The organism is Flavobacterium eburneipallidum, assembly GCF_027111355.2.
In the GTDB taxonomy this organism is placed as follows: domain Bacteria; phylum Bacteroidota; class Bacteroidia; order Flavobacteriales; family Flavobacteriaceae; genus Flavobacterium; species Flavobacterium eburneipallidum.
Map to the genome: position 1 here is coordinate 3,041,137 of NZ_CP114291.2, position 14,151 is coordinate 3,055,287.

Genomic DNA, 14,151 nt, shown 5'->3' on the forward strand with positions numbered 1-14,151 from the left:
CTAAATAGACATAAAGATGTATTGGACATTAGAATTAGCATCCTACTTAAGTGATGCCCCGTGGCCTGCTAACAAAGATGAGCTTATCGACTACGCTATTAGAGCTGGAGCCCCATTAGAAGTGGTGGAAAACTTACAGTCTATAGAAGATGAGGGTGAGATATACGAATCGATGGAAGAAATTTGGCCTGATTATCCGACTGATGAAGATTATCTTTGGAATGAGGACGAATATTAAAAAATATCCCAAGAAAAAAGTCTCAACAGAGGCTTTTTTTTTGTTTAAATTTACAGAACATAAAACAAAATAAAAACTATAATTACAATTCGCGTATTTGTATTAATTCGTAATTCGTAATTTTTAATTCGTAATTAAAAATGAGTTTCATAAATAGCATTATCAAAGCCTTCGTAGGCGATAAATCGCAAAAAGATGTTAAGGCTTTACAACCTTATTTAGCCAAAATTAAAACTTTCGAAAGTACTCTTTCTGCTTTATCAAATGATGAATTAAGAGCTAGAACGGTTTTCTTTAAAGAAAAAATTAAACAAAATCGCTCGGAGAAAGATGCGAAAATTGCCTCTCTAAAAGTAGAAGCCGAAAACACAGAAGACATCGACAAACGCGAAGATATTTACGTGGCAATTGATGCGCTGGAAAAAGAAGCTTACGATATTTCAGAAAAAACCCTGATGGAAATTCTTCCAGAAGCATTTGCTGTTGTGAAAGAAACTGCCAGACGTTTCAAAGAAAATACTCAAATAGAAGTAACGGCAACTGCAAAAGACCGTGAACTTTCGGCTACAAAAAGTTACATCACTATTGATGGCGAAAAATCGATTTGGGCCAATTCTTGGAGTGCTGCCGGAAAAGCCATTACTTGGGATATGATTCACTATGATGTTCAGTTGATTGGTGGAATGGTTTTGCATGAAGGTAAAATTGCCGAAATGCAAACGGGTGAAGGAAAAACATTGGTAGCCACTTTACCTATTTACTTGAATGCTTTGACTGGAAACGGAGTGCATTTGGTAACTGTGAATGATTATTTGGCAAAACGTGATAGTACCTGGAAAGCGCCTCTATTCGAATTTCACGGTTTGACTGTAGATTGTATCGACAACCACCAACCGAATTCTGAAGGTAGAAAAAAAGCATACGATGCTGACATTACTTACGGTACAAATAACGAATTTGGTTTCGATTATTTAAGAGATAATATGGCGCACTCGCCAGAAGATTTGGTACAACGCAAACACAATTATGCGATTGTCGATGAGGTAGATTCGGTTTTGATTGATGATGCTCGTACGCCATTGATTATTTCTGGTCCAGTTCCAGAAGGAGATCGTCACGAATTTACGGAGTTGAAACCAAAAATCGAAAATTTGGTAAGCTTACAAAGACAATTGGCAAACGGATTTTTGTCAGAAGCCAAAAGATTAATCAAAGAAGGAAATACTAAAGATGGTGGTTTCTTATTATTGAGAGCACACAGAAGTTTGCCAAGAAACAAAGCTTTGATCAAGTTTTTGAGTGAAGAAGGAATCAAACAATTGCTTCAAAAAACGGAGAACTCTTATATGGAAAACAATAACAAAGAAATGCCAAAAGTAGATGAGGCATTGTACTTTGTTATCGAAGAAAAAAACAACCAAGTAGAATTGACTGACAACGGAATCAAATTCCTTTCAGGCGATACGGATAGTGACTTTTTTGTACTTCCAGACATTGGAACTGAAATTGCAGCCATCGAAAAGAAAAACTTGGATAAAGATGCCGAAGCCGAAGAAAAAGAAAGATTGTTCCAAGATTTTGGTGTAAAAAGTGAGCGTATCCATACGTTAACACAATTGCTTAAAGCCTACACTCTTTTCGAAAAGGATGTAGAATACGTGATTATGGACAACAAAATTATGCTTGTCGATGAGCAAACAGGTCGTATCATGGACGGTCGTCGTTATTCTGACGGTTTGCATCAAGCGATTGAAGCGAAAGAAAATGTAAAAATCGAAGATGCTACTCAAACATTTGCAACAGTAACCTTGCAAAATTATTTCAGAATGTACAGCAAATTAGGCGGTATGACTGGAACAGCGGTTACAGAAGCTGGAGAGTTATGGCAAATTTATAAATTAGACGTAGTTGAAATTCCGACCAACAGAGGAATGGCACGTATTGACAAAGAAGATTATATCTATAAAACGACTCGTGAGAAATTCAACGCAGTAATCGAAGATGTAACAGAATTATCGAAAGCAGGAAGACCCGTTTTGATTGGAACAACTTCGGTAGAGATTTCGGAATTATTGAGTCGAATGCTAAAAATGCGTGGTGTAACCCACAACGTATTGAATGCAAAAATGCACAAACAAGAAGCACAAATTGTTGAAGAAGCTGGAAAACCAGGTGTTGTAACTATTGCAACGAATATGGCTGGTCGTGGAACGGATATCAAATTGACTCCAGAAGTAAAAGCTGCTGGTGGTCTTGCCATCATTGGTACAGAGCGTCACGATTCGCGTCGTGTGGATCGTCAGTTGCGTGGTCGTGCTGGTCGTCAGGGAGATCCGGGAAGTTCTCAATTTTATGTTTCTTTGGAAGATAACCTAATGCGTTTATTTGGTTCTGAAAGAGTGGCAAAAGTGATGGATAGAATGGGATTGCAGGAAGGTGAAGTAATTCAGCATTCGATGATGACTAAATCTATCGAACGTGCACAGAAAAAAGTAGAAGAAAACAACTTTGGTGTTCGTAAACGCTTATTGGAATATGATGACGTTATGAATGCGCAACGTGAAGTGGTTTACAAACGTCGTCGTCACGCATTGTTTGGCGAGCGTTTGAAATTGGATATTGCCAATATGCTATATGACACTTGCGATTTAATCGTAACGGACAATAAACCAACTAACGATTTCAAAAACTTCGAATTCGAATTGATTCGTTATTTCTCTATCACTTCTCCTGTTACTGAAGCAGATTTCAGCAGATTGACAGAAATTGAATTGACTGGAAAAGTTTACAAAGCTGCTTTGGCATTTTACACGGAGAAAACAGAACGTAGCGCCAGAGAAGCATTCCCAATCATCAGTAATGTGTATGAGGATAAAAATAATCAATTCGAACGCATCATCGTTCCGTTTACAGATGGAATCAAATCGTTGAATGTGGTTACTGATTTGAAAAAAGCATACGAAACTCAAGGAAGTCAATTGATTGCTGATTTCGAGAAAAACATCACTTTAGCAATTGTGGATGAAGCTTGGAAAAAGCATTTACGCAAAATGGACGAGATGAAACAATCGGTGCAATTAGCGGTTCACGAACAAAAAGATCCATTGCTTATCTACAAATTCGAAGCCTTCAAATTGTTTAGTTCGATGTTGAATGGAATTAACAAAGAAGTGATTTCGTTCTTGTTTAAAGGAGATTTACCTCAACAAGTAGCTGCTCCAGCGATTCAGGAAGCAAAAGAAGTACGTCAGATAGAAGATTACACTACTAGTAAAGACGAAATCGTTTCTAGCGAAAATGCCAATCGTGAAGCGGGTCAAACGCAACAACGTCAGGTTACAGAAACTATCGTTCGCGATCAACCAAAAATTAACCGTAACGACAATGTAACCATACAAAATGTGGCTACTGGACAAACTCAAGAAATGAAATTCAAAAAAGCGGAAAGCTTATTGGCTTCTGGACAATGGGTTGTGGTTTATGAGTAAATAGTTTACAGTATTCAGTTGCAGTTTGCTGACAGAATAAAAATAGAAATTCCCCAATAACGAAAGTAGTTGGGGATTTTTTTTAACAATAAAACCCAAAACTATCTTAAAAAATATATTACTTTTGCATTTCAAAATTCAATCCTCTGAAAAAGTTTTTTGTCATAGTACTTTCAGCTATCCTATTGCTTCCAGCTTTTGGAAATGTTGTTATTTACACCAATTTCAAAATTAACCAAGACGAAATTGCCAAGACGATTTGTATCCAAAGAAAAATGGTCAACAATAGTTGTAATGGACGATGTGACCTTCAAAAAAGCTTAAAGCAATTTGAGGACAACGAAAAAAAAATGGATAACCTGCTGAAAGAAAAAGCAGAATTAGTTTATATACAATCCCCAACAATTATCCATTTAGAAGTGTTTCCATTGATTGAAACTACTCAAAAACAATACCCTACTTTAGACAAAAAACCAATCTCGGTTGCTTTGTCTAATTTCCGACCACCCACCTATTTTATATAAATTCTAATTTTCATTTCAATTAATATTGAAATGTATTCCATTGTATTTTATGCGATGGAAGAATGTTTGCATTCAAAAAAAAACAATTTATATAAAAAATTCAAAAATGAAAAACACATTATACAAAACCCTAATATTATTAGTTACAGTAACTTTAATCGCAAGCTGTACAAACGACAACGATGATACTTCTACAACTGGGAAAATCGCATTGAAATTTGATAATTCCTATGGTAGCAATGATCTTATTTTAGATACTCAAACCAACACTACTGCTAATAACGAAAAATTAAAAATAAACTTGGTTAAATACATTGTTAGCAACATAGTATTGACTAAAGAAGATGGCACAACATACACTTACCCAAAAGCAAAAAGCTACTTTATCGCAGATGAATCAACAGCTGAAGGACAAAAATTTGAGCTTACGGATATTCCAGCTGGCGATTATACCAAAGTAAAATTTGGAATTGGCGTGGACAAGGAACAATGGCTATTAGGTGCTACTGGACAAGGTGATTTCCTTGCAAAAGCAGATGCTGCCGATTTACTTTGGAGCTGGTCTGCGGGATACAAATTTTTTGCCTTCGAAGGAACATTTACTTCAGCAACAGTAACCAATCCTACTTCTTTTATGATTCACACTGGTCAAACAGGAACGTCTTATAACTACGCCGAAGTAACCCTGGATTTACCAACCAAAGCATTAGTTAGAGGCAATATCACTCCTAGCATTCATATTGTAACCGATTTATCCAAAATTCTTGACGGACAAAACACGATCAAACTTTCCGATAAAAATATGGGAGGAATGGGCGCAATGATTATGGGAGGCACCATCCTTGAATCTATTACTGCTAACATTACTACAATGTTCAAAGTAGATCACGTACACAACGACTAATTTTCTTTTTAGAAACAAATAATTCTGTTTTCAATAACGGCTCTCACTATATTTTTTTTGACAAAGACCACATAGAGATTGCCTTTATTGAGAATTTACAAAATGCGTTTAGTACTTTGAAAAACTATCCAAAAATGCTAAAAATAAAACACTTTATTTGGCTACTACTTCCCTTTGTGATAAGCTGTACAAGTGACGAAGACGAACAATACACAAACATTCCATTGGAGTTTAGCGTACCGTCAAACTTTCCCGCTTTAGCCTACAATATTGAATTGAACAAGCCAACCGAAAAAGGTTTTGAACTAGGCAAAAAACTGTTCTATGATGGGCGTTTGGCCTCTGACGGTCTGGTTTCTTGCGGCTTTTGTCACATCCAAGCTAATGCTTTCACCCATCACGGACACACGGCAAGCCACGGAGTTAATGACGCAATTGGTACTCGCAACGCAACGCCAATTCAAAATATGGCATACCAAAAAACATTTATGTACGATGGAGCCACGAATCATTTGGATTTACAGCCTATTATTCCGCTAACCAGTCCTATCGAAATGAATGGCGATTTGAATACTATTCTCAAAATGATGAAAACTGACAAGGAATATCAAAAATTGTTCAGTCAGGCTTTTGATGACAAAGCCATTACAACCGAAAATATGCTGAAAGCGCTTTCGCAATTTATGGTAATGATGGTATCGTCCAATTCTAAATTTGACAAATACAGACGTAATGAAACTGGCGGAACTTTTACCAGTGACGAATCTGCAGGATATACTTTGTTCAAAACAAAATGTGCTTCCTGCCACGCTACCGATTTAATGACCGATGATTCTTTTCGCAACAACGGATTGGCAGTAAATCCAAAAGTAAACGATGTGGGACGCTACCGAGTAACCGAATTGGTTGCTGATTATTACAAATTCAAAGTACAAAGTTTGCGTAATGTGGAAGTTTCGGCTCCATACATGCACGACGGACGCTTCGGAACTTTAGAAGGTGTTTTGGATCATTATGATTCTGGAGTTGTCGATTCGGCAACATTAGATCCTATTTTGAAAAAAAACGGGAAACTCGGAATTCCACTTACGGTTACCGAGAAAACTCAAATTATTGCGTTTTTAAAAACGCTAACCGACACCCAATTTTTAACCGATAAACGATTTTCGGAATTTTAAAAAACAAGTAAAAATGAAAAAGATATTAGTGATTTGTTTGCTTTTGTTTAGTGTTTCAGGATTTAGCTGTGATTCTTGCGGATCGGCTAGTGCTGGCGGAATGGGATTTAGTTCAATGCTAGACAACAACTTTGTGGGTTTGCGTTATTTTAATCAAAGCTATTCGAGCAAAGATGGAATTTTTGCCAACTCCCCTTGGATTGACGAAAATTTCAATACCATTCAGGCTTGGGGACGTATCCCTCTTACAACTAGAATCCAACTATCGGCATTGGTTCCATATCATTTTAATGAAAGAACTTTGAGCACAGGAACTCAAAACATTTCAGGATTAGGAGATATAACGGTTTTGGGATTGTATTCTATTTATGAAACTCAAAAAGACAGTACCCTTTTTACCCACAAGCTAAATGCTGGTGGCGGAATCAAAATGCCTACTGGAAAGTTTAAAGAAGTGAATAATACCGCAACCATCAATCAAAGTTTTCAGTTGGGAACCGGGAGTTGGGAATATTTATTGGTCTCAGAATATGTGATTCAAAAGAAAAATTTAGGACTGAACACCATGCTAAATTATATTTTTAAAACCGAAAATGATAAAAATTATCAATACGGAAATCAGTTCAATTATGCCAGTACTTTGTTTTATCTATTCGAATTAGATAATGAAGCTAAAATAGCGCCACAACTTGGTATTGCTGGCGAAATCTATCAAACCAATAGCCAACACGGCTTAAACGTCCCTAATACAGCAGGAGATATTTTGTTTGGCAAACTAGGTATCGAAGCAGGAAAAGATAAGTTCTCTGTTGGTTTAAATGCTATGTTACCTATTAATCAAAATTTATCTAATGGGAATATGGAAGCCAATTATAGATGGAGTATTAATCTGAACTATACTTTGTAATTGATTAGAAAATACTATAATTTAATCCTCAACTCTGAAAATAGTTGAGGATTTTTTTTACATTTGATTTCACAAACTATTTATTTCAACATGAAAAAAATAATTACAACTTTGCTTTTGATGATAGCAACATCAAACACATTTGCACAAACAGCACTTAAAGAATACAAAATAGGTCATGTTGTAACACTGAATTTGCCTGATTATATGTCCAGAACATTGGATCTAAACAGCGATGCCATCATTCAATACAAAAGCACCGTCAAAGATGTTTATGGTTTTGTCATTGAAGACAATAAAGAAGAACTTGCTTTAGCTGAAATGAATTTTAGTTCTATTAATGAATTTTGTGAAGAATTTGCTAAAGGTTTTTTGAAAGACGAAAAGAAAAAAATTTTTTCCTATCCAGAGTACAAAAAAATAGGAGATACTAATTTCGCTGAATTTGACGCTACTTATTACGATAAAGATGCCAAAGCCGAAATCTATTATTTAGTGGGTATTGTAGAAACAAAAACTGCTTTTTACAAAGTTTTATCCTTCTCTAGCAAAGAAAACAAAGATAAATTCAAAGCCGATTTTCAAAGTATTCTTTACAGCATAAAAGATTAATGACCTAATAAAAAAATCCCCTCAACAATATTCAAAATGTTGAGGGGATTTGTATTTTAAAAAAGTTTTCGTTTAAAAGAACAAACTCAATACATAATAAAAAAAGGCTGCTAACAATCCTGAAACAGGAATAGTCAATACCCAAGCCCATAGCAGACTAACCGTCACTCCCCAACGAACAGCTGAAACACGTTTAGTTAAACCCACTCCAATAATAGAACCTGTGATGGTGTGTGTTGTACTTACTGGTACTTTAAAATGTTCTGTAAAATAGAGTGTCAATGCTCCTGCAGTTTCTGCAGCCACACCTTCAAAAGAAGTTACTTTTGTAATTTTAGACCCCATTGTTTTTACAATTTTCCAGCCTCCACTCAAGGTTCCAGCAGCAATTACAGTGTAACACGCTAGCGGAATCCATTCTGGCATAGCGCCCTTTATACCCTTATCATCATCTGGAAGAATTACTTGCAACCAATCAGGAAGCGTCATAATATCTACTCCACTAGTTTTAATATAAACTGCAACGGCAGCTGCAATGATTCCCATTACTTTTTGCGAATCATTTCCACCATGCCCTAAACTAAAAGCCGCAGATGATAATAATTGCATTTTTTTCAAAACAGCATCAGCTTTATGTAAATTCAAACTACTGAATAGCAGTGCAAATGTAGAAATGGAAAGCACAATAAAAGCAACTAAAAACCATTTGATATTATGCGATTCAAAAACAACACTCCAAAAAACTGAAGATTCAAAACGAGGTTTTCCTTCTTCTATAATTTTTTCATAAGGAATCATTTGGCTATAAACAAACCAAATCGTCGCTATCATTAACACAATGGTAAACAACTTGGGTAAAATACTTTTCTTGGAAGCATTTAACAACCAAATAGAAATCAAATATGATATCAAAGCTCCTAACAATGGCGCCAATACAATAAAAATAATGATAACAACCACCCCAGAAGGCATTCCACCATCTTTTCCTGCTTTATACCAACTTACAATATTATACCAATGTTTGGTATGTTCTACTCCGTCTTGAACTATTGTATAATCCGAAAAGCCATGTAAAGCTATGGCATGAGCAATAGCAGCCCCTGCAAAACCACCAATCAATGTATGAGAAGAACTCGAAGGAATACCCTGCCACCATGTGATTAAATTCCAAGCGATAGCAGCAATAATACCCGCCAAAATTACAATTAAATCAATCTCACTGGTATCGGCGGTTTTGGCAACGGTATTAGCCACACCCAAACCAAAAACCCAATAGGCCAAGAAATTAAAAAAAGCAGCCCATATTACAGCTTGAACTGGCGAAAGCACTCTAGTAGCAACTACTGTAGCAATAGCATTGGCAGCATCATGAAAACCATTGATATAATCAAAGATTAATGCCAATACGATTATAACTATAAGTATAGTAAATTCCATAATTTTAATTGAAAGATTGAAAAACTACTGAATTTATTACGAATGTTTTACCGTAATCGATTCTAAAACACTCGCTACTCTTTTGCATTTATCAGTAGCCGTTTCCAATACAGATAATACTTCTTTATACTTGATGATATTTTTAGCATCGGTTTCATTCTCAAAAATGTCAGCCACCGCTTTATCGTAAACACTATCCGATTTACTTTCTAACTTGCTGATTTTAGCACAAGCCAAAGTAATATTTTTCATTTTTTTCAAATCTCTCAACTCCTGAACTGCATTATCAATATGTTGACAAGCTTCCAAGTTAATTTCCGTCAATTTTCGAATAGATTTTGTAATCTTATCTATTTGATACAAACGCATTCTACTAGATGCTCCATGAAGATTATCTGCCACATAATCGATTGAAGTAATCAAAGCATGAATATCTTCTCTATCAAAAGGCGTAATAAAATTTCTACTCAATTCCAAATTGGTTTGACGAGTAATATCCTCTCCTTTTTGTTCTAACTCATCAATTTTATGAAAAAGCTCGTTTCTCTCCTTCAATGGAAGATTAACTGCTTCGTGTAGAATTGAAGCCAATTGAACTAGGTTTGCGGATGCTTCTTCAAAAAGAGGGAAGAATTTTTTATCCTTTGGAACTAAAAACTGAAAAATACTATTTATTGACATTTTATTAATTTTAGACTGCAAAATTACGGCTTTATTTTACGCCAATGTTAAGCAATTGTTAACAAATGGTTTTTCAATTTCAAAACCATTTAAAAATAGACCTTATGAGACTTAATATATATTCAATCAAAATAGTGTTTCGTAAAATATTAGAAAAAACACCATAAATACTTTTGTAGTTTTATAAAAAACTGTACTTTTGAAAAATCAAAAAAATGGCACACAACAACACTACATACCAATCTTCGATAACAGCTCCATCTAGAGTTGCAAGTGTTGTTACAGCTACCTCTACTACAATTACCACTACCCTTTAAGGGTATATTTCATTACATATAATCCATATTATTTTTACTTTTTTCTAAAAGAAGAAAGTTCATAGGCACGTGAAAAACATTTGCATTTTAAATAAAAACAACAAAATGATAGTATTAAAATTTGGCGGAACTTCTGTAGCCAATGCACAAAATATAAAACTCGTTTTAGATATAGTTCTCAACAAAGCTAAACAAGACAAACTAATAGTGGTAGTTTCAGCTTTTACAAAGGTGACCGATTTATTAATTCTTGCTTCAAAAAAAGCAGCATCAAACGATGAAAGCTTCAAAGAAGTAGTTGCCGAAATAGAGAAAAAGCATTTGGATGCCATCAAAGAATTGATCCCTGTAAGTGAGCAAAGCAGTTCGTTGAGCCACATCAAAAGAATCATCAACCACCTTGAAACTTTATTAGACGGTTGTTTCCTTTTGGGCGAATTATCTCCAAGAACTTCGGATACAATTTTAAGTTTTGGTGAATTGTTATCATCCTATATTATTGCCGAAGCTTTCAAACAGCACGACAAAAATAACGGTTACAAAGACAGCCGTGAATTGATAAAAACCAACAATAATTACGGAAAAGCAGTTGTGAATTTTGATGTTACCAATTCATTAATCGCTGATTATTTTGCTTCAAATACTTCACAAATCGTAGTAATGCCAGGTTTCATCGCTTCTACAGACGATGCTATTGGTACTACATTAGGTCGTGGCGGTTCCGATTATACTGCTGCTATTATTGCAGGTGCATTAAACGCAACCGAATTGGAAATTTGGACTGACGTTAATGGAATGTTTACTGCTAATCCAAAAATTGTAAAACAAGCCCAGCCTATTGCTACTATTTCGTATCAGGAAGCCATGGAATTGTCGCATTTTGGTGCCAAAGTCTTGTATCCACCAACAATTCAGCCTGTTTTGAGAAAGAATATTCCAATTCTAATCAAAAATACTTTCGAACCAGAAGCCGAAGGAACACTTATTTCTATTAAAGAAGACACACCAAACTCAAATCCTGTAAAAGGAATTAGTCATATCGACCATATCAGTTTGATTACACTGGAAGGTTCTGGAATGATTGGCGTTGCGGGTTCATCCAAAAGACTTTTCGAAGTATTGTCCCACGAACAAATCAACGTAATTTTCATAACTCAAGCTTCATCGGAACATTCTATTTGTATCGGAATTCTAAATTCGGATGCCGAAAAAGCTGAAAATGCAATAAATAAAGCTTTTGCCGTTGAAATTGCTCAAAACAAAATTGATCCTTGTATCGTTGAAACTAACCTTTGCATCATTGCATTAGTAGGCGAAAACATGAAAAACCACCAAGGTTTGAGCGGAAGGATGTTCAGTACTTTAGGTAAAAATAACGTCAACATTCGTGCGATTGCGCAAGGAGCTTCCGAAAGAAATATCTCGGCGGTTATCAACGAAAGGGATGTGAAGAAAGCATTGAACACACTTCACGAAAACTTCTTCGAAGAAAACACCAAGCAATTGAACTTGTTCGTGATGGGCGTTGGAAATGTAGGCGAAAAATTCATCGAACAAATCAGCCAGCAAAAGAAATTCTTAAAAGAAAATTTAAAAATAAATGTTAGAGTTGTAGCCGTTTCTAATTCTCGAAAAATGTATTTTGACGAAGACGGAATCCCTTTGAAAGAATGGCAATCGCTATTGGAAAATGGTGAAACTGCCAACAAGGAAGCTTTTATTACAAAAGTAAAATCATTGAATTTACGCAACAGTATTTTTGTGGATATTACAGCCAACCAAGAAGTTTCGGAAACTTATGAGCAATACTTGAAACAAAATGTTGCCGTGGTAACCTGTAACAAAATTGCTTGTTCATCGGCTTATGACAATTACAAAAAACTAAAAAATCTTTCGCGTCAATACAACGCACCTTTCTTATTTGAGACTAATGTGGGGGCAGGTTTACCAATTATTGACACTTTGAAACATTTAATAGCTTCAGGTGATAAAGTGAACAAAATACAAGCGGTATTGTCAGGAAGTTTGAACTTTATTTTCAACAATTTCGACGAAAATAATTCTTTCCACGATGTGGTAAAAGAAGCAGGAGTTCAAGGATTTACAGAGCCAGACCCGAAAATTGACTTAAGTGGAGTTGACGTAGCTAGAAAAATTTTGATTCTAATTCGTGAAAGTGGTTACCAATTCGACATTGAAGATATTACTAATAAATCATTTTTGCCTGCAGAATGCTTGGCAACAACCAATAACGAAGATTTTTTCAAATCACTAATAAAAAATGCAGCCCATTTCGAGAATTTATTAGCGGAAGCCAAAGCAAAAGATTCTCGTTTGAAATACGTTGCGACTTTCGAAAACGGAAAAGCCAGCGTTGGATTGGAATTCATCCCGAAAGAAAGTCCTTTCTATAATTTGGAAGGAAAAGACAATATTGTACAATTTTATACAGACCGTTATATCGACCAACCTTTATTAATAAAAGGTGCTGGTGCTGGTGCTGCAGTTACTGCTTCGGGGATTTTTGCCGATGTAATCAGAATTGGAAATATATAATAGACGTTGCGGTAGAGACGTTGCAATGCAACGTCTCTACAACACAAAACAATAAACCATGAATGAAATAAAAATATTTTGCCCTGCAACTATAGCGAATCTCTCCTGTGGATTTGATGTTCTAGGTCTTTGCTTAGCGACTCAAGGTGACGAAATGATTATTCGAAAATCGGATGTAAAAGGTGTTCGTATCACTAAAATTGTAGGCGCAGATTTGCCAATGGAAACCGAAAACAACGTTTCTGGTGTTGCTGCTTTAGCGATGCTGGAAGAAGTGGAAACCGAATTTGGATTCGAAATCGAAATCTACAAACACATCAAAGCGGGAAGTGGAATCGGAAGCAGTGCTGCCAGTTCTGCCGGAGCTGTTTTTGGGATCAACGAATTGTTAGGTCGTCCTTTCACTCGAAAAGAATTAGTAAAATTTGCGATGCAAGGCGAAAAATTAGCCAGTGGAAATGCCCACGCTGACAACGTTGCTCCTTGTCTTTTGGGTGGATTTACTTTAGTAAGAAGTTCAAATCCTTTGGATATTATCAAAATTGACAGCCCTTCGGAATTGTATGCCACTGTGGTTCATCCTCAAATTGAGTTAAAAACTTCGGATGCCCGTTCGGTATTGAAACAAACGGTTTCTCTAAAAAGCGCCATTACCCAATGGGGAAATGTGGGCGGATTAGTAGCCGGATTATACACGAACGATTACGAATTAATTGGTCGTTCTTTACACGATGAAATCATCGAACCGGTTCGCAGTATGTTGATACCGGGTTTTGATTTAATCAAAAAAACCGCTTATGAAAATGGAGCATTGGGTTCGGGTATTTCAGGTTCAGGTCCTTCTATTTTTGCATTAAGCAGAGGAAAAGAAACTGCTGATAAAATTGCCAAAGCGATGAGTGCCGTATATGATGAAATCAATTTGCCTTATGAAATTCACGTTTCGAAAGTGAATCCGGATGGGGTGAGTGTGATATAATTTACAAGCTATTTTAAAAATGGAAATAGAGAAAAATACTCCGATAAAACTAAAATCATTTTTAGGAATATTGAAACCAAAAAAAAGAATTAGAGAGAATGAAAATTACTGGAAATTGATTGGCGAAAAAGGAAAAGTAATTGATAAAAAAGAAAATGATAACGGAAGAGTTTTAGTATTATTTGACAAAAATTTAGACGAATTTGAAGTTGAAAATCACAATCCAATTAAAAATTCATTGTGGATAAAAAAAACTGATTTAGAAATACAATAAAAAACACCTTAATAAAACTCTGTTTTTTTATTAAAAAATATTTTTCGTAAAGTTAC

The 14,151-nt window shown here is 35.5% G+C and carries 12 protein-coding genes; 10 read left to right on the forward strand and 2 right to left on the reverse strand.

Features of this window, described 5'->3' with window-relative positions; genetic code table 11:
* Positions 1-16 precede the first annotated feature (16 nt).
* From OZP15_RS12830 to OZP15_RS12860, 7 genes are all read left to right on the forward strand, one after another.
* A complete protein-coding gene (locus OZP15_RS12830) occupies positions 17-238 on the forward strand; it encodes a DUF2795 domain-containing protein (protein ID WP_007138072.1) in 222 nt (73 codons plus the stop codon).
* A gap of 140 nt (positions 239-378) precedes the next feature.
* Complete coding sequence (gene secA / locus OZP15_RS12835) at positions 379-3,726, forward strand: preprotein translocase subunit SecA (protein WP_281336307.1); 3,348 nt, start codon at positions 379-381, stop codon at positions 3,724-3,726.
* Positions 3,727-3,911: 185 nt separating this feature from the next.
* Complete coding sequence (locus OZP15_RS12840) at positions 3,912-4,250, forward strand: hypothetical protein (protein ID WP_281336308.1); 339 nt, start codon at positions 3,912-3,914, stop codon at positions 4,248-4,250.
* A gap of 106 nt (positions 4,251-4,356) precedes the next feature.
* The gene (locus tag OZP15_RS12845) at positions 4,357-5,154 is read left to right on the forward strand and encodes an MbnP family protein (RefSeq protein ID WP_269225845.1); all 798 of its coding nucleotides are present in this window, start codon (positions 4,357-4,359) and stop codon (positions 5,152-5,154) included.
* Between the two features lie 134 nt (positions 5,155-5,288).
* A complete protein-coding gene (locus OZP15_RS12850; protein WP_281336309.1) occupies positions 5,289-6,332 on the forward strand; it encodes a cytochrome-c peroxidase in 1,044 nt (347 codons plus the stop codon).
* A gap of 13 nt (positions 6,333-6,345) precedes the next feature.
* On the forward strand, positions 6,346-7,239 hold the full coding sequence (locus tag OZP15_RS12855; RefSeq protein WP_281336310.1) for a transporter family protein: 894 nt from the start codon (positions 6,346-6,348) through the stop codon (positions 7,237-7,239).
* 90 nt (positions 7,240-7,329) lie between these two features.
* Positions 7,330-7,851 carry a hypothetical protein gene (locus OZP15_RS12860; protein ID WP_281336311.1) on the forward strand — a complete coding sequence of 174 codons (522 nt, stop codon included), beginning with the start codon at positions 7,330-7,332 and terminating at the stop codon, positions 7,849-7,851.
* Positions 7,852-7,923: 72 nt separating this feature from the next.
* Here OZP15_RS12860 and OZP15_RS12865 read toward each other — a convergent pair whose 3' ends face one another.
* Entirely contained in the window at positions 7,924-9,288 is a 1,365-nt protein-coding gene (locus OZP15_RS12865; RefSeq protein WP_269225847.1) for an inorganic phosphate transporter, read from the reverse strand.
* 36 nt (positions 9,289-9,324) lie between these two features.
* Complete coding sequence (locus OZP15_RS12870) at positions 9,325-9,969, reverse strand: DUF47 domain-containing protein (protein ID WP_269225848.1); 645 nt, start codon at positions 9,967-9,969, stop codon at positions 9,325-9,327.
* A gap of 422 nt (positions 9,970-10,391) precedes the next feature.
* Between OZP15_RS12870 and thrA the strand changes: the two genes are divergently transcribed.
* From thrA to OZP15_RS12885, 3 genes are read left to right on the forward strand one after another with little or no spacing between them, the layout of a single operon-like run.
* On the forward strand, positions 10,392-12,842 hold the full coding sequence (gene thrA / locus OZP15_RS12875) for a bifunctional aspartate kinase/homoserine dehydrogenase I (protein WP_269225849.1): 2,451 nt from the start codon (positions 10,392-10,394) through the stop codon (positions 12,840-12,842).
* 58 nt (positions 12,843-12,900) lie between these two features.
* Entirely contained in the window at positions 12,901-13,821 is a 921-nt protein-coding gene (locus OZP15_RS12880) for a homoserine kinase (RefSeq protein WP_269225850.1), read from the forward strand.
* Between the two features lie 19 nt (positions 13,822-13,840).
* Entirely contained in the window at positions 13,841-14,095 is a 255-nt protein-coding gene (locus tag OZP15_RS12885) for a hypothetical protein (protein WP_281336312.1), read from the forward strand.
* Positions 14,096-14,151: the final 56 nt, after the last annotated feature.